General features: G+C 34.8%; 15 protein-coding genes and 1 pseudogene. 10 read left to right on the top strand and 6 right to left on the bottom strand.

Annotated features, from left to right (window positions below; all coding sequences use genetic code 11):
* Together HS129_05495 and HS129_05490 are read left to right on the top strand one after the other, a co-directional pair.
* Complete coding sequence (locus HS129_05495) at window positions 1–1,131, top strand: hypothetical protein (GenBank protein ID MBE7411507.1); 1,131 nt, start codon at window positions 1–3, stop codon at window positions 1,129–1,131.
* Complete coding sequence (locus HS129_05490; GenBank protein ID MBE7411506.1) at window positions 1,131–2,546, top strand: MBOAT family protein; 1,416 nt, start codon at window positions 1,131–1,133, stop codon at window positions 2,544–2,546. Before HS129_05495 ends, HS129_05490 begins: the two co-directional genes overlap by 1 nt.
* On the opposite strand, the gene HS129_05485 is transcribed toward HS129_05490, so the two are convergent.
* Window positions 2,527–3,321, bottom strand: a complete 795-nt coding sequence (locus tag HS129_05485) for a prepilin peptidase (GenBank protein ID MBE7411505.1) — start codon at window positions 3,319–3,321, stop codon at window positions 2,527–2,529. The two genes, HS129_05490 and HS129_05485, sit on opposite strands and share 20 nt — an antisense overlap.
* A gap of 1 nt (window position 3,322) precedes the next feature.
* The gene (locus HS129_05480) at window positions 3,323–4,402 is read right to left on the bottom strand and encodes an aminotransferase class I/II-fold pyridoxal phosphate-dependent enzyme (GenBank protein MBE7411504.1); all 1,080 of its coding nucleotides are present in this window, start codon (window positions 4,400–4,402) and stop codon (window positions 3,323–3,325) included.
* 296 nt (window positions 4,403–4,698) lie between these two features.
* On the opposite strand from HS129_05480, the gene HS129_05475 reads away from it, so the two are divergent.
* Window positions 4,699–5,502: an SHOCT domain-containing protein gene (locus tag HS129_05475; protein MBE7411503.1), complete on the top strand. Its 804-nt coding sequence runs from the start codon at window positions 4,699–4,701 to the stop codon at window positions 5,500–5,502.
* Between the two features lie 70 nt (window positions 5,503–5,572).
* On the top strand, window positions 5,573–5,965 hold the full coding sequence (locus HS129_05470; GenBank protein MBE7411502.1) for a DoxX family membrane protein: 393 nt from the start codon (window positions 5,573–5,575) through the stop codon (window positions 5,963–5,965).
* 136 nt (window positions 5,966–6,101) lie between these two features.
* Here the strand turns inward: HS129_05470 and HS129_05465 are convergent.
* A pseudogene (locus tag HS129_05465) lies at window positions 6,102–7,157 on the bottom strand (hypothetical protein).
* A 321-nt stretch (window positions 7,158–7,478) separates the two neighbouring features.
* Complete coding sequence (locus tag HS129_05460) at window positions 7,479–7,928, bottom strand: DUF2141 domain-containing protein (GenBank protein MBE7411501.1); 450 nt, start codon at window positions 7,926–7,928, stop codon at window positions 7,479–7,481.
* 232 nt (window positions 7,929–8,160) lie between these two features.
* On the opposite strand from HS129_05460, the gene HS129_05455 reads away from it, so the two are divergent.
* Together HS129_05455 and lexA are read left to right on the top strand one after the other, a co-directional pair.
* On the top strand, window positions 8,161–11,730 hold the full coding sequence (locus HS129_05455; GenBank protein ID MBE7411500.1) for a carboxypeptidase regulatory-like domain-containing protein: 3,570 nt from the start codon (window positions 8,161–8,163) through the stop codon (window positions 11,728–11,730).
* A 120-nt stretch (window positions 11,731–11,850) separates the two neighbouring features.
* On the top strand, window positions 11,851–12,459 hold the full coding sequence (gene lexA / locus HS129_05450; protein ID MBE7411499.1) for a transcriptional repressor LexA: 609 nt from the start codon (window positions 11,851–11,853) through the stop codon (window positions 12,457–12,459).
* Window positions 12,460–12,469: 10 nt separating this feature from the next.
* Here the strand turns inward: lexA and HS129_05445 are convergent, their stop codons facing one another.
* Window positions 12,470–13,216 (bottom strand): dolichol kinase, encoded by a 747-nt coding sequence (locus tag HS129_05445; protein MBE7411498.1) that lies wholly within the window; start codon window positions 13,214–13,216, stop codon window positions 12,470–12,472.
* Between the two features lies 1 nt (window position 13,217).
* The gene (locus HS129_05440; GenBank protein MBE7411497.1) at window positions 13,218–13,580 is read right to left on the bottom strand and encodes an STAS domain-containing protein; all 363 of its coding nucleotides are present in this window, start codon (window positions 13,578–13,580) and stop codon (window positions 13,218–13,220) included.
* Window positions 13,581–13,615: 35 nt separating this feature from the next.
* Between HS129_05440 and HS129_05435 the strand changes: the two genes are divergently transcribed.
* The 4 genes from HS129_05435 (at window position 13,616) to HS129_05420 (ending at window position 16,920) form a co-directional block, all read left to right on the top strand.
* Window positions 13,616–14,596, top strand: coding sequence for a hypothetical protein (locus tag HS129_05435; GenBank protein MBE7411496.1), 981 nt, complete (start codon window positions 13,616–13,618; stop codon window positions 14,594–14,596).
* Window positions 14,568–14,921: a hypothetical protein gene (locus tag HS129_05430; protein ID MBE7411495.1), complete on the top strand. Its 354-nt coding sequence runs from the start codon at window positions 14,568–14,570 to the stop codon at window positions 14,919–14,921. Before HS129_05435 ends, HS129_05430 begins: the two co-directional genes overlap by 29 nt.
* Before the next feature lie 6 nt (window positions 14,922–14,927).
* Complete coding sequence (locus HS129_05425) at window positions 14,928–16,421, top strand: hypothetical protein (protein ID MBE7411494.1); 1,494 nt, start codon at window positions 14,928–14,930, stop codon at window positions 16,419–16,421.
* 91 nt (window positions 16,422–16,512) lie between these two features.
* Window positions 16,513–16,920 carry a transcriptional regulator gene (locus HS129_05420; GenBank protein MBE7411493.1) on the top strand — a complete coding sequence of 136 codons (408 nt, stop codon included), beginning with the start codon at window positions 16,513–16,515 and terminating at the stop codon, window positions 16,918–16,920.
* The last annotated feature ends 14 nt before the right edge of the window (window positions 16,921–16,934 follow it).

The raw sequence follows: 16,934 nt of genomic DNA, 5'->3' as shown, positions 1-16,934 counted from the left end.
ATGAAAGAGTATGTTATATTTTTAAAAGAGAAGCCCGTTCTTATTTTTTTAGGATTTATTCTTGGCTTTGAAATCTTTCTTCAATCAGGAATATACACTTCCATTTTAAAACCAAATTCTTATGCCTCTAATATAAACAGGATCACAGAAAATGTAATTTCACATAAGGACAAACTCAACCCGGATATATTGGTCGTGGGAACATCTCTTGCTCAAGAAGGAATCCTTTTGAGTGATTTTAATGAGTCTTTGAACCCTATTCATAAAAAAGTTTCTTCTATTGCAATTCCCGGGTCTGAAACTTTAGCACAAAACTTAGCTTTAGAAAAAGTTCTAAAAAACTTAGAGAAAGTTAAGCTGATTGTGCATGTAGTTGAGCTTGAAAGACCTTGGGCAGACGAAAAATGGCTTGAATCTGTGAATTTTCCGATGATTGCAGAATTTCACAAAAAAAATGCGTACAGTTTAATGAAGAAATATGAGTACGATTTTTCTTATAAAGATATTTTTTTTCTTTTATTGAAAAGTATCGCATATAGACAAGACCTAAGAGATTTTTTTCTAAATCCTCCAAAGAGATTCAAAAACATTTCAAGACTAAATCAAAAACAAAAAGACAGCCTCTTTTTTTACGAAAATGGGTACACTGAAAGTGTGTCTATGTACAAACTTGAATCTTTAGATGACTGCATGATAAAGATGGCTAACTCAGATTTGCCTCCGGTTGGTTCGACTGTATTCCACAAAAAAGCAATCCTTGACACTTGCAGTCTTATGAAATCTTCAAAAGTGACAAATAGAGAAACAGAAACATCTCAAATGTATTTTAAAAGACTAAAATTATTTTACGACTTTATAAAAAATCACAGGATACAGATAGTGAGCGTTTTACCACCTACAAATAGATTGGCAGTTTTTCCCGGTGAAGAAGAAAGAATACGACTTTGGAAAAACCATTTAAAAGAAATTGGAGTGGATGAAATTTTTGAATTTCAAAATATTTTTTCATACAACGAAGGAGAAAAATACTTTTACGATTTATTTCATTTGAATAGAGAAGGTGCAAAAATATTCACTGAAGCACTTTCTAAATCTATACTAAAATCCCAAAAATTATCAGGTGAATTTTAATGCTCTTCAATTCGTTACACTTTCTAATATTTTTTCCTCTTGTAATCATTCTTACGCATTTTTTAAAAAAGAAGGAAGGTCTTCTTAGAATATTTTTATTAATTGCGAGCTTGTACTTCTACATGGTTTGGAATGTGTATTTTATATTTTTACTTTTACTTTCCATAGTCATAGATTATTTTATTGCAATAGAAATTCAAAAATCTGAAAACGAAATAAAAAGAAAGATTCTACTTGTAGCGTCTCTTTTTGCCAATCTTGGGCTATTGTGTTATTTTAAATATACCAATTTTCTTTTAGGTGCTTTTAACGATTTGAATTTTTTCAATTCATTTCGTTTTCCTTTGTATTCTATCATTCTCCCTGTGGGAATTTCTTTTTATACATTTCAATCCATGAGTTACAGTATTGATGTGTATAGAAGACAAATCGAAGCGAGAAAGTCTTTTATAGATTTTGCTTTATACGTTTCTTTTTTTCCTCAATTGGTTGCTGGTCCTATTGTAAGAGCACAAACCTTCTTTAGAGACTTGGACAACAGACTCCCCGTAAAAATGGAAGATATAAAGATTTCATTTGCAAGGATACTACTCGGATTTACAAAAAAAATCGTATTTGCAGACAACATGGCAATTCAAGTTGACTTGGTTTTTAAAAATTATTCCGAGTTTAGCTCTATAGAAATTTGGACAGGCTCACTTTTATTTGCATGGCAGATCTATTATGACTTTGCGGGATACACAGATATAGCCATTGGCGTAGCAAGGTTATTTGGTTTTCAATTCGACAAGAACTTTCATTTTCCTTACGCTGCATCTAATATAAACGATTATTGGGCTAAGTGGCACATTTCTTTTATTACTTGGATACGCGATTATATATTTATCCCTCTCGGTGGCTCCAGAGGAAGTAAGCTTATGGTGTATAGAAATATTTTAATTACTTTTCTATTTGCTGGAATCTGGCATGGTGCAAGTTACCACTTTGTACTTTGGGGAGTGTGGAATGGAGTATTTGTAAGCATCCACAGAGAATACTCAAAGACCAAGGTTCGAGAATTTCTAGTAACAAAAGGTGGTGCAGTCTATGAATGGTTTTGCCGACTGTTACTAATATTTTTTCTTGGAGTGAGTGCAATATTTTTTAGAGCCGAAGATATGACAAAAGGCTGGGAAATGCTTCACAGAATGTTTGCAATGTCGGATAACGTATCTTTTGCTGGCAGATACCAAAATTCTAATTTTGCAATTCTACTTTTTATTTGTTATTTTGCTGGAATTTATTTTTCTAAAAGACCGCTTGAGACTCTTGTAAAAAAACCTGTAGCCTTGACTCTTTTTCTAATAGCTAATTTTCTTATGCTTCTTGCTTTTGGAATTACAGAGAGTCAGAGTTTTATATATTTTGCATTTTAAAATAGACTGCTTTTGCTATATATACAATTGTAATACCTACAGAGAAATATAAGCCCATAGGGATCGGGGTATTTTTTAGGCTTTGATTTTTCTTTTTTAGCAAAATTGTAAATACAATTGCTATGATATAGGAGCTGTTTAAGAATAGCATCCACCAAGGATGAGAAGATAGAAATGCATAGAATGGAGCAAATAACACATCTCCAAGTCCAATTCCTTTTTTGTAAAAATAATACAAGCCAAGGTAGAATACAAAAAATCCAAAGAGTACATAAACCTCATTTAGGGTCGGAAGTTCTTTTTGTAGAAGGTAGTTTGTGAGGCTTCCAAAAACCACAATGAAGACTAAATTTTCGTAGTCCAAAGAAAAATAATTCCAATCAGTAATCGCAGAAATATAGATATGTCCAATAAAAACCATAACTACTACAGAATAAAAAAGATTTTTTGTCAGAAAAAAAAATAAAATAAATCCAAGCCCGAAAAAAAGTTCGGAAATAGGGTAATAAATAGAAATTTTTGAATTGCAAGTTTTGCATTTTTTCCCTGAAAAAAAATACCCAAATACCGGGAAAAGATTTAACGGGCTTAGTTTTTGACCACAGTGATTGCACGAACTTCTTTCTAATAAGGTTTTTTTTAATTTTTGGAGGAAGGTCTTATTTTTTCTTTCTTTAGAATAAAAAAATTCTAAAATTCTTTCGGATAGAGTTACATAAAAACTACCGATGGATGCACAGATAAAAAAACCAAACAAATAAAAAGAAAATTCCATTTCAAGTTTTAGATAATTCTTGAAGTGCTTGGGTTCCTTTTTTTAGGTTCTCCCATTCTGATGCAAAACTAATCCGAACAAATTTATGCGATTCGTGAAAAATATACCCGGGTACTAAAATGAGTTTTTTTTCTTCTACGGCTCTTTTTACAAACTCTTCGTCGTTTCCCTGAATTGGCAGAAAAAAATAAAAAGCGCCTCCACTTTTTTTTAGAGGATAGTAGTCTTTTAGTGAATTGTAAACATAGTCTCTTTTTTCTTTATAATCTTTTATATAATCACTCATATCTGTTTTCAACGCTTCTATCCCTGCCCATTGTGTTATGGAAGGAGCACACACAATTGTATATTGTTGTAGAGTGGTTAATGCTTTGTTTACTTCCGGAGGAGACAAGATCGATGCAAGCCTAAGACCTGTCATACTGTAAGTTTTTGAAAACCCGGTTAGGGTGATTGTTTTTTCGTAAAATGAGCCTACTGAAATAAACGATTTATCGTAATCAAATAGCTCGTAAATTTCATCCGAGATCAAATACGCACCTGTTTTTTCTGCAAGCTCTGCGAGTATCTCCAATTGATTCTTGGAAAGTATCGTGCCTGTAGGGTTTGAAGGATTAGAAAAAATAATTAGTTTTAGTTTTTTAGGTTGAATATTTTTTATATCGTCTTTGTTAAAATCTTCGTTTAGGGTGTGGATTTTTGCACCGTTAAATTTTAACATAGAAGGATACATTAAAAAGTAAGGAGAAACAATAAGGCAGTCGTCTCCCGGATCCACCAAGGCGTTGAAAAGTAAAAGTAGGCCTGAACTCACTCCGGAGGTAATTAGAATTCTATCGGGGCTTGCGTAATGGATTTTATTTATCGAAGAGTATTTTTCGATCATCGCAGTTTTTAATTCGCTAATCCCACCTGTTATGGTGTAGGCGGTTTTTTTATCTTTAATCGCTTTTTCAAGTGAGTTCAGTATATTCTCAGGACAGGGAAAATGGGGTTGACCGATGGATAAATTGATTGGGTCTTTCAGACTTGCCGCAAGCTCAAAAGCCTTTCGTATGGGTGATGAGTCTAATCCATTCATTTTTTTGGAAAATTTAAAGTTCATGGTAATATCATTTTTTTTCAATAGGCTCAAGGTCAAATAAAAATCCGACCGAACTCTGCTTGAAAAAATTTTGTATTGAATCATAGTAAAATACTTGGCGAAGTATTTTTTTTAAAAAATTCTATTATTGTGTAAGAATAAATTTCAGCTTTACAAAAATGAGATTTTTTTTATTGTAAAAGCAGATTTTGATAAATGGGCACCTGCAAAAAGTCTTTCTTGGAAATATATACTCTAAAAAAACTATGAAACTTTTAATTAAGAAAAATATCTTGAAAGTTTTTCTTATTGTATATATTTTTGTACTCTTATTTACGAACTGCTCTATTTTTCAAAGAACTGAGAGAAAAATTATAGGGCAGGGTGAAGAGTTTGTGGTTTTTGAAATGGAGAAGCCCATTGAAATTCAAACCGAAGAAAACAAAGTCACAGAAATGCCTCCAGCTTACAAAACATTGCTTTTAAATTCTCTGAAGTCGATAGCCACAACAGGGTCTATACTCGGTCCGGTCAATATTGCACTGATTCAAGAGAATATATCAGAAAAACTAACTGAAATACTGTGGAGAAAAATCCAAGAAAAAGACTTTAGTAAAATCTACCAAGTCATAATCCGTAAAGACGACAAGCTCGCACCGGAAACTAGAATCTTTAGGACAAAGTTTTTCTTTTATGCGGACGGCAACGGAATAAATTTAATTTTCATAGAAGCCAATCAAAATATCAATTTTGGAAATCAATACAATTTTGTTGATTGGGCAAATCCACTCCCGTTGGACATGAAATCTTCGCTTACTTTAAACTCTATTATTTCTGTTTTTGAAAAGCCAGATTTGTCTTACCAGTTTCAAGATAGAAACGGAAAGCCTTGTGGGAATAAAACTATAGACAAAGAAAATACCCTCGCATGTAAAAAAATTGTATTTTTTCCAAGCCAAGAATCCACTATAGCTAAAAAAGACGACGTATCCAATATCGAGAAAAGACTTAGCGAATTGAAAAAACTCTACGACAAAAAGTTAATCAATAAGTCAGAGTATGAGTCCAAGAAAAAAGAAATATTAGACAAACTTTGATTGAAAATATTTCATTGACAAAATAGTTTAATATTAAACTATGGTCTAATCACATATTAAGAGGTTCTCTATGAGAAAAATAGTTTTGGCAGCTCGAATTTTACTAGGGCTGATTTTTGTTGTTTTTGGTTTTAATGGGTTTTTTAATTTTATCCCTTCTCCTCCTCCCGCTCCTGAAGCAGGGGCTTTTTTTGGGGCTTTGTTTGCCACTAAGTATTTAATACCTGTGCTCAAAACTACTGAAATCGTATGCGGGATTTTACTTCTTTCCAACTATTTTGTTCCACTTGCACTAACTATACTTGCACCGATTGCCATAAATATATTTTTATTCCATGTATTTTTGAACAATGCTGGAATGCCTGTTGCGATTGCAGTAGTGGCTTTGGAAATATTCTTGGCCTATTCATACAGAAAAAATTACTCCGGTGTTTTGACTGCAAAAGCAGAGCCGACAGAATAACCGAAAGAAGTTTTTTTCGTATTGCCCTTCCTTTAAGGGCAATACATTTTCACTTTTCAAAATTGACCGAAATCTTTTCAAAATATTGGATGTAGGGTGAGATTACTGCATCTTTTCCTTCTTTATACACAATATCGCTAAGCACAAATATTCCTATGCTTACCGCAATTCCGAGAGAAGCAAAAACTACATCTTTCCCCACTTTTTTAAAAGTATCCAAGTAGGGGTTGTCTTTGAATGTGACTACGTGTAAAATTATTTCTCTTCCTGCGAGTAACCCTAAAAATACCCAAGTTGTTGACATGGGCATTTTACTCCATTTCTGGAAAACTAATAAAATTGTGGCGTAAACTAAATCTACAATAGTTGCAGCCTTCGACCATTTAATGTCTGATTTTTCGCTGACTACTTCTTGGATTGTTCCACCGTTCGTTCGAATGATGATCCCTAGTGCAATCACGATAAGCCCCATGGCTCCACAAAATTCGGTAATACTCAGCTTTCTTGGAAGAAACACTGCTATGTTTGCAGTGTCCTGTAAGAGCCATGCCCCCCACAGATAAATCGTAGAAAACCATTGAAGTAAAGCCCATCTCTTTTCTGTTTTTTCGTCGGGGACATGGTTTTCGGTGTATTCATCCGGGTCTAATTTTGCTAAAATTCCCCAAACCAAAAGAGCCACAACAAATGCAATCCCGTAACCGATGAATGATTTAGTCAGCATTTTATTGATATTTGCAGAGCCGCCGAAAAGTCCGAGTATCATAAATGTAGTAGAAACCGGTGCTTTCATTCTGGTAATAATGACTAATAAGATAGGAGCCAATAATTGGACTAGGTTGAAGGCTCTGGTCTCATGAAAAGAATCTAATCTATGGAAATGAATTTCTCCGCTATCCATAAACCAGCCGAATGCGTGAACACCTATTAGCATTCCTCCTAATATTATCAGTTTTGGTAGCCAGTGTACACCGGATTTACTTTCAATGAAAGTTCCGATAGTTTGGATCGCGTCGTTACCTGCAACAGAGAAGGCTGCAACCGTAAAAGCAACCCACCCAAGCCAATAGGACGGTATATTCAGAAAATAGCCCAATACGATTAATACAGAAGCTATGAATGTAAATGAGTAGAATCGAATCTGATCTTTTCTTGTTGGGTTTTTATAGTCAATGATTTGTGTCTCTTTCATAAAATTTCTTCAATTATCTCCGAAAATATCCATATAATTTATTTAATAGCTAAAATATAATTGTAAATTATTACAATTTGATTACAAATTTATTTAATTTTAGTGTATTTTACAATTCAATTTATGACGCTACTGCAAAAACCCCTTTCAGGACTTTTTACAACGCTAGAAAATGGCACTTTTATTGGCTTTTTGAACAATTGCTTTTTCAAAAAAAACGACTTTTTGCAGGTACGCCATTTAAAGCGTAAATTCTGGTTTTTGCTTTATTGCAAAAAAGGGCTCTTTTGGGAACTTTTTTTAGTGTGTATAAAAAAAGGCTCAATAAATCATTTTTAGGGTAATTTTTAGCTCATTTTTATCCAGTAAAATCTTTGCTTTTTGAAATTGAGGAGGACTAAAACTCGAAAATCTTTGGTTGGATACGGAAAAGCCTTCTCCTGGGTGGGGAAATGGGAGCCATTTCATATCCATTTTGCCATTATTATTCTCGTCGTGAACTGCTACAATTGCATACTCCCCGTAATTTAGCCCGCTAAAATTCGCAGTAATTTCTGTAGATATGTCTAATCGGTATAATTTGATTGCTTTTCTGGTGTCTGGAAACCCTTTTTCTTTATCAAAAAGCCCTATTATCAATTGACCCGGACGATCAACTTGGATATTTTCTAAATAAATTGTGATTTTACCTGTTTGACTTGTTGGTAAAATAGAGTTTACCCAAAAAAAAGTAAAAATAATACAGGTTGAAGCTAAAATTCTTATTTTCATTGCAATAGAAACTATAAAAAACTTTTATCTTTTCTTTGTAACATAGATTTTTAATTTCTAAAAATGTCCAATTATAAATTTCCAAAAAATAACAGGTACATTCAAAAATTTGAAGATAACAAAAAAAAATCATAAAATTTGCAAAAAAAACAAAAACTCTTGACAGAATTTTAAATCTATGGTATTTTTAGTAAAATTAGGCTAAAAGTATATATGAAAAGAGGAAAACGATATGAAAACGAAAACAATAGGGTCTCCCTATAGATATTTTATTTTCTCACTGATTCTGATTTTTGCCGTCGTAGGTTGTGGCGGTAAGAAAAAAGGAATGCCGTTATGGCCCCTGTTATTAATGGGTAGTGGGACAACAGGCTCAAGCGGTACACAAACCGACGCAAACGGTGTACCCCTTCCAGCAAGTAGTGGAAGTTCTGCTGCTCAACAAGAGAATCCAACTTCCGGTCCAGCGAGAATTACAGGTAGTATAGATGTTGTATTGGGTGGGGTGAATGTTAATTCAGATTTAGACCCTACCAATGATGTAGATCTTACTGCAATTCAAGTACAATTGGTTTCTGCCGACGGAACAGTGATCAGCACTACCTATCTTGATGAAAACGGTAACTATACATTTGATATCTCCAATCTACACAATGAAAACTATAGAGTGCTGATTCAATCCGGATTTGGTGCGAATTACACCTATCAAGATTTTAATTTTACTTACAATCCTGCCTCCGGGTCTTATACTGCAGTCGATATACCTGCCATGCACGCAGAGAGATTGTTTTACACAAGCGGTCCTGCTTTAATCTCCGGAACAGTAAAAACTCCCGGATATAACAATATTGTAGTAATTCCTGCCGGTGGATTGAATGGAGTTTCCATAAAGTTACTTGATTCCAATGGGAATGTGGTATCAAGTACTACAACCAATGCAAGCGGAAATTATTCTTTTTCCTTGGCAAATCTACCTAATGGAAATTATACGGTTCAAATAAATGGTGATTCTATATCTCAAAATGGAAGACCATTTGAAAATCAAACAATTCCTTTCAGATTTGTATTTGCCGGAAATAACCCTGCCATAACCACTCCGGTTTCTATTGCAAACGCACAACTTGCATGGGATGTAGCCAGTTCAAGCTCTGGTCTCATTACAGGCTCTGTGTCTAATGCAGCTATTCAGGGAGACAACAGTTACTCTTCTTATGTCGTAACTTTAAAAGATTCCAATGGAAGTGTAGTCGCTACAGCAACTCCAGATGGTAGCGGAAATTACAGCTTTTCCAATACTTTGGCTAACGGGGTTTATTACATTGAAGTTACAAGAACCAATTTCTTGACTGCCTCTGTGTCTTTCTTATTTAGTGCTCATCCTTCGGGTGGCTCAAACGTAAAGAATGTTTCTGTTGCAGCTATTAAAGTTGTGCCTAAACCTTCTTCGATTACAGGTAGTGTAACAGACGGGTTAGTTTCACCAGTACCTGGGGCTGTAATCAACTTCAGACCGGATAAGACTACTACACCGGCTCAGTTAGCCTATCTACTCGCAGGGTCCGATGATAGATTGAAAAATTTAGCAGCTATGTGGATCCGTGAAGTATGTCCTTCTTGGAACGGGCAACTTACAGGAATCGCTTCGTGTATTGGAACAGGTGTGGGTCAGTGTACAGGAACCGCAGGCTACTACTGTAACTACAATACCTACCAAAATAAACTATACGAAATTAGTGGAACCAATGTATATTTTACTGCGGCTGCCGGTGCTTGGCAGTATTATGTATCCGCTCCGGGCTATCAAAATACATCACCTGCTACAATAACTTTGAACGGGACTGATTTGACTGTGGCATCGGTAACTCTAACTCCAAGTACACACAGAACACAAATTGCTGGTGTTGCAATTGTATTGGATACTTTGGTCTCTGGAACAAAAAGAGCTTACCAAGGGGCTATACCGACCTACACAAACGCAGGCACCAGTTTACCCGGAATGTTTGTAGTAATGCTAGGAAATTCAAATAATTCCAACGCACCCGTAGCTCATATTACTGTTACAAATTCAAATGGGCAGTTTGCTTTCGATGAAAATTCAAAGGTAGTCCAACTATCTAACTCATTTACAAACGACACTCAGAGAGTTGGGTATGCGATTCAAAATTATGCTTCTGCAACGAGATTAGATTCTACACCGAGTGTAGCTGGTCCTTCAGTGACTGATTCTGTTCAGGTTAGTGCAGGAAAATATCAGTTCAAGCAAGGCTCTTACGCTGTAATTGTAGTGGATCCTCTCGGACACTTGAGTGCATCATCTACAAGAGCAGACAACGAGGGAACTGCACTTTACGGAACACACAATGTAGTTTCAACGATTCTCCATTTGCCAAGAAGAAAGATTTCTGGAAAAGTATCTAATTCGATTACTACTGAAAATCTTAACGGTGCAACTGTTACACTTGGAAGAAATTTAAGCTCTGACCCAAGTGTTATGGATTTTTCGGCAAATGTTCGCAAAGACTATGACTTAATCACATCCAGTTCAAGATTGATCCCCGGCTCTGATGAGTTAGTGGGTGCAGTTTCGACTGATTCAGTTGGTGCTTACTCGATCAATAATATTGACCCAGGTGAGTATGTCTTAAAAATTACAAAACCAGGATATGGAGATTCATTTATTTCTGTTTCTCTAACTTCTTCATCGGATGTAGCTATCAACACTCAACTAACAGAGAATACCGGTTTTGGAAATTTGAGCGGGTATGTAAAACTCCCCGGTGGGTTCCAATTTACAGGAGCTTATAGCTTAGAATTGGTTCATCCTACCTCTGGTGCTAGACCGTCTAATGGAATTTCACCGGCTTCTCTTGCATCTGGATCCTCTTCTTTTGCGAATGTGCCAAAGTATGACGTATTCCATATCAATGCAGGCCAGTGGAAGTTGAGATTTGTGGCTGCAGGATATAAAACTGTAGAAGGGTTGGTAAATATCCAAAAAGATGTAACTACCAACTTCGATATTATCACTATGGTTCCTGGCTCTCACGGACCGGCGGCAATATCTGGAAGGGCTTTGAATGCTCTCAACAATACAGGATTAGCTAACCTTACAGTTCGCTTGAGACCTGGAATTAACGTAGTGAATGGTGCTTACGCAACAGATATCAATGGTAACACGATTTCTGCTGTAACAACCAGCTCTGACGGTACTTTTGCAGTTCCTGGAGTTCCTCCTGGCAACTATACTCTTGAAGTTTCAGGAGCTAGTGTAGTAACTGCCTTCAAGACTGTAATTTCTGCCGGAACTGATACCCCTGCTAACCAGAATATCTTGGTTAGCCCGGTATTGGTCGATACAGAGATGAGAGTGGTTCTTTCTTGGAATGCAACTCCAAGAGACTTAGACTCTCACTTAGAGTTTGGCGACTCTACTTGTTTAAATGGCGGAAAGAAATGTCAGGCAGTTTGGAACGATAAGAATAAACTAAGCGGTGGTATAACTCTGGACTACGATATTACTACCGGTTACGGACCTGAGACAGTGACACTAAAGGGAAGTGCATGGACTCAGCCAAGACTTGGTTACAGTATCTACAACTGGAGTAACGAAGCTTCAATGGCAACATCTGGTGCTACCATTCGAGTATTCAAGTCCCAAGGACTTGTAAGAACATTCTCTGTGGGCTCTGGTCAAGTAGCTAGATGGTGGCAGATATTCTGTCTAACTCCGAGCATGAGTATTATTGATGCCGGAACAGCAGGATGTCCTGTAAACAGCTTCTTCAACGCACCATACAATTAGAATAGATTCTAATTCTTAGAATTGGAAAGGCACCCGCTCTGTAATGGATCGGGTGTTTTTTTTTTGTAAAATTATAAAAAAAACTTGACGTAACATTTATTCACTTTTTCTTTGTATAGTATGAAAGAACTAACTGAGAAACAAGAAGAAGTATTGAGTTATATAACCAATACAATTAAAGATAGGGGGCTTCCACCTACAATTCGGGAAATTGGTGATGAGTTTGGAATAACGGCTAAGGGTGCCTACGACCACTTAAAAGCTATTGAGAAAAAAGGGTACATCCGAACTTCAAAGAATCAATCTCGTGCGATTGAGCTTTTAAGACCAAATGCAGAGGATATGTTGCCTGTGAGGGTGATGAGTATTCCGTTGGTTGGAAGAGTGGCTGCTGGTTTACCAATATTGGCTGAAGAGAATATCGAGGATTATATTCCAGTCCCTGACGAATTAGCAAAAAAGGGTGTTACTTTTGCTTTGAGGGTCGTAGGTGATTCCATGACCGGTGCCGGAATATTGGATGGGGATATTGCTATAGTCCAAAAAAAAGAATCAGCAAGAAACGGAGAAATTGTAGTAGCTCTGGTAGAAGATTCTGCTACTTTAAAAACCTATTACAAAGAGTCGGACTACATTCGTTTGGAGCCAAGCAATACTTCCTACAAGCCAATTAAAACCAAAAAGGCCTCTGTTGTTGGGAAACTAATTGGTCTGTATAGAATGTATTAGATTCTGCATTTTATTTATTGTATAGCTCGCTCAATGGAAATAGAATCTTAGTAGCGGAAGATTCATTTAATAAAGCGAGGGCTACAATCGCCATTGTTGCAGAAGAAATTATAGGGATTGTAAAATTATCATCCAATAGTCCTTTCCAGGCGTTGGATGAATAAAACTCCGCAGCAGACGCAGTACTTGCACCAAAAAATAGTATGGCTATGGCAGGGAAGTTGATTTTATTATTTATATACAATTGAAATTCTAAAGAAGAGTTCGTGATTGAAAATAGGAATAAAACAAACAATCCTCCAAAAAAACTAACTATGAAAAATGCGATTACGCCTACTAAAGATTTTCCGTTTTTGAATCTGTATTTTCCATATCGGAAACCGAAAAATGCAGCAGATGGATCTCCGGCTAATAGAAAAAACATGGATAGAAAAGCGATTTCCGGAGGGTAAATTGCAACTACAAAAGCAATGGATAAAAAATAGGGCAGAGTAGCTGTAATTCTATTTTTTTCTTTTTCTTTCATTAGGAAACCGAAATATTTCCAGAAAAAATTATTAAACCAAGTATTTTGTAGCCTGAGTGTTTCAACTACTATAAATGCTAAATTGACCACACAAAGCCCGGTAAATATAATAGCCCGGCTGGCGTGTATCAAGCCAAAACCTCCCTTAAAAATATCGTAAAGTAGGGCTATGGGAATAACCAGACCCAAAAAGTGCCAAAGTTTTCTGTATGTGTTGAATTTTTCTGCCAAACTATATTCTCCTCGAAGTTCTGGTAGCAAGTTTCATGGCTAATTCTTCGTTGGCGGCTACGCTAAATAAATTTTTGATCCCACCCATTTCAAAAACCTGTTTAATTTGAGGGGATGGGTTTAGAAGAATTATTTTATTTCCTGAATCAAAGCTAAAGTCACTGATTTCTTTGAGGGCAATAATTCCGGTTGAAGAAACTATTAAAATATCTTCCATATCTAAAATCAGAGGGCCTTTACTGTTGTAGCTTTTGATTTCTTCTGTAAATTTGTCCTTTGTAAAAGAGTTGATTGAACCGCTGACCCTGATTACAAAAATATTTTCTATTTTTTCTACAGAAAAATTTATTTCCATGAAACTCACAATATCTATTCTGAAATAAGAGTGCTTTAATTCAAATGTTATTTCCTGTTATTTGTCTAATTTTTTTTGTTTTCTATACTTATCAGATTCAGTTTGCAGGCGCAATTTGTCTTGGATTGTACATTTTTTTTGACAGAAAAGATCTTTCCTTGGGGTTTCGTGAAAATAAAAATGATTTTAATATATTTCTTGGAATGTTTTTTTCGTATTTATTGATTCTTTCTGCTTTAGACGGAAAGAATCCAGATGAATTGCTGAATCTTTTTGCTGTGTCTTGTATTTGTATTTTAGATAATTTTAAAAAGCAAAGAGTAGATTTCTTTTCTTCATTTTATTTTCTTACTTTTATTTCTATAGAAATATTTGTAATTCTTGCTTGTGTATTTTTAGAGGGGAATTTCTGGATATTGTTTTTCCTTGCTACACTTCAATCAATGTATATAAATGCATTTTATGAAAAAAACTTTCCATCCTTAAATTATGGCTCCAAAATTTATCTTCAATCAAAAGAAACAGGTTCCGAACATTTTCCGAGTCATACTTCACAGATTGCCGGTTTCAGTAAGTTTGGAATTTGGATTGTAGTTTTGAATACCGTGGTCGTATGTATCATAATATTTTGGTACAGTGTGAATTCACTCAAAACAAACAGTCTTTTTTCTATTTTGTTAAATCCGGATTCTTCAATAATCGATCGAATCTTAATTGTTTCTATTTTTTTTATTGTAGTTGGATTTTTTGGGGTAGGGGCAAAGAGAAAAAGAGTCACAAATATTTTCAGTCTATCCAGATCTCAAAAAGAAAAATCTCAGAAAAAGCGACTTATTCGATTTTGTTCTGTTTTTAAGAATAGAGCAATGTTTTTTTTGTTTTTATGGATACTATTTTTTTTTACTCCTTCTGAGTTTTCTGACCCAGTATTTACAATTTTAATTGTATTTTCTTTCGTTCGTATTGAATTGGAGAAAAAGGTTGCAGGAGGAGCTATTGAAAGTCAGAGTAGTCAATCTATATAAAAAAATTGAAGCCATTGACAAAGATATTACTGAGTTAAAGAATACCAGAAGCAGAATTTCCATTGAAAGGGATTATTCCGATTCATTAAAAAATTCATTTGATCTAGAGATTTCTAAATTAGAAAACCAAAAGAAAGAAATACTATCTTTGAAAGTTTTGGAAGCTCCGAATGACTTGAACAAGCAAAAAAAAGATGAATCTTTTGTGGCAAAAAATCTATACAACACTCAAGAAAAAGAGCTAAGTAAAAAATCTATTACAATAGAGTCTCCTTCTGCAGCAGAGAAAAAAAATGAAATTAAAAAACAGGTACACAGGTATTAAAACAAGATGAAAATTACCAAACTTCTACTTATAGGATTTTTTACTATTTCCATATATTGCAAAAGAGACAGCGATGTATTGGTCACATTTGATAACGGCAAAGTTTTGCGTTCCGATCTTAGGATATTTTATTCATTGAAAGAAATTCCTATAAATGCAAATACAACCTCAATTCAAAATCAGTCAAGTATTGCAGAGGATATCGCAATTCAGATGATTTCTGAATTTGAGTTTAAGAAGAACCATCCTAACTCTACTATGCAATTCAATAACATTAAAGAGGTTGTAGAAAAGCAGCTCGTTGCAACACTCTGGAAAAAGCAATTTTTAGAAAAAGTTAGAAATAACTCGGAGATAGAATTTGCAGAGTCTCAGATTGCCATCATAAGAAGGACAAACCCCGCACAGAGTGGAATTGAGAAAGCCGATAAATTATTGTCTTTATTACAATCTTTAAAATCAGATAAAGAAATTTCAGAATCCATTTCGCAAAATACGGAAGAGGAAAGTCGAAAACCCCTCGGAGGACTACTTGAGCCACATTGCCTGAATTGCGGGAAGGATCCGGTTACAGAAAATATTTTTGGAAATCTTAAAGACAACCCAAAAGGTCAATTTTTTAAAAAGGAGATTGATGGAAATTTTTATATTATTAGGATTAATAAAGTCACAAAAGTTAAACCTTTAAAATTAGAAAATTATTTTCAAAAAGTGTTTAGTGAATTTAAAGTAATGGCTGACAAATACAAGAAACTTGCCAAAAGCGAAGAAGATAAAAAAAATGCAGAGTATTATGCTGATGACAAGACGAGCGAAAAGGCAAAAATGACTGCCGAACATATTTTGAAACAATATGAAAATAGCAAATGGAATGATAAATACCAAAAACTAAAAGAAGATAGTGGAATAAAATTATCGCAGGCAATTCTTCCTCAAAATCAGGATTTTTCGATAAATCTTAAATCGGACACTGTTCTTTTTACTAAAAAAGATAATTCAGTTTTTACATATCAAAACTTGGTGGATACTTACGAAAAGGTGAATATTTTTAAAAGAAAGGGTCAAACATCTAAAGAAGAGGATATGAAAGAGAAGATTGCATTTTTACAACAGATACTACTCCCTTCAGCAATCTTAACAGATAGAAAAGAAGCCTCTGAAATTATTGGCTCTCAAAAATTCAAACAGAATTTAGAGTTTGCCAATCGGTCCATTGCCTTTGCATTAATTCAGAGCGATATTCAGAATAAGAACTATCCGGTTACAGAGAAAGAGTTGAAGGATACTTATGAAATGGGAAAATTGTACGCTTATTCTACCCCACAAAAAGAGGATCCGACAAAAAGAACCCCCTTGCCGTTTAGCATGGTCAGAGATAGAATTGTGACTGAAGTGGAAAATTCAAAGAAAAAAGCAGAGTATGAAAAAATTATAAATAGGTTTAAAAACGATTATCATTTAAAAATTTCGACAGAAAATTTCACTGCCGGTGAAATTTAATCAGAAATAAGTAAATTTTTTCTTGAATCTTTTCGTCATTTTTTTATAATGAGTAAAAAAAGAGGGCTATATAATGAAAAATCACGTTTATATGTTGCGAAAGAAAAGAGCGATTAAGCAGTACGATATGGCAAGAGCACTTGGTGTTTCACCGAGTTATCTCTCGAAGATTGAGACTGGTAGTCAGGAGCCAACTGAAAAATTTAAGATTAATTGTGCCAAGTATTTAAAAATATCTGTAGAGAAGTTGTTTAATGAGTTTACTGTGGAAGAGGTTTTTCCGGAATTTTCAGAAGGACTTACGAACAGACTATGGGCAAAAAGACGACAGTTGGGGATTAGACAATACGACATGGCAAAAAAGTTGAAAGTATCTTCTCCCTTTTTATCAAAAGTTGAGCTTGGGTTGGTTGAGCCTCCAGATGAGTTTAAACAACTTGCTTCTAAGATATTAAAAGTTGAAGAAAACGAGCTTTTTCTTTCATCTGTAGAAGTTTAAATTCAAATTCTATT

The organism is Leptospiraceae bacterium (assembly GCA_015075105.1).
Lineage (GTDB): Bacteria > Spirochaetota > Leptospiria > Leptospirales > Leptospiraceae > JABWCC01.
Note: the sequence above shows the minus strand (reverse complement) of the source record. Positions and strands in the feature narration are given on the sequence as shown.

Bases quoted from the DNA above. Each gene is read 5' to 3' on its own strand.
- HS129_05495 (MBE7411507.1), top strand. From the start codon at position 1: ATGAAAGAGTATGTTATATTTTTAAAAGAGAAGCCCGTTCTTATTTTT.
- HS129_05490 (MBE7411506.1), top strand. From the start codon at position 1,131: ATGCTCTTCAATTCGTTACACTTTCTAATATTTTTTCCTCTTGTAATC.
- HS129_05485 (MBE7411505.1), bottom strand. From the start codon at position 3,321: ATGGAATTTTCTTTTTATTTGTTTGGTTTTTTTATCTGTGCATCCATC.
- HS129_05480 (MBE7411504.1), bottom strand. From the start codon at position 4,402: ATGAATGGATTAGACTCATCACCCATACGAAAGGCTTTTGAGCTTGCG.
- HS129_05470 (MBE7411502.1), top strand. From the start codon at position 5,573: ATGAGAAAAATAGTTTTGGCAGCTCGAATTTTACTAGGGCTGATTTTT.
- HS129_05460 (MBE7411501.1), bottom strand. From the start codon at position 7,928: ATGAAAATAAGAATTTTAGCTTCAACCTGTATTATTTTTACTTTTTTT.
- HS129_05455 (MBE7411500.1), top strand. From the start codon at position 8,161: ATGAAAACGAAAACAATAGGGTCTCCCTATAGATATTTTATTTTCTCA.
- lexA (MBE7411499.1), top strand. From the start codon at position 11,851: ATGAAAGAACTAACTGAGAAACAAGAAGAAGTATTGAGTTATATAACC.
- HS129_05435 (MBE7411496.1), top strand. From the start codon at position 13,616: ATGTTATTTCCTGTTATTTGTCTAATTTTTTTTGTTTTCTATACTTAT.
- HS129_05425 (MBE7411494.1), top strand. From the start codon at position 14,928: ATGAAAATTACCAAACTTCTACTTATAGGATTTTTTACTATTTCCATA.
- HS129_05420 (MBE7411493.1), top strand. From the start codon at position 16,513: ATGTTGCGAAAGAAAAGAGCGATTAAGCAGTACGATATGGCAAGAGCA.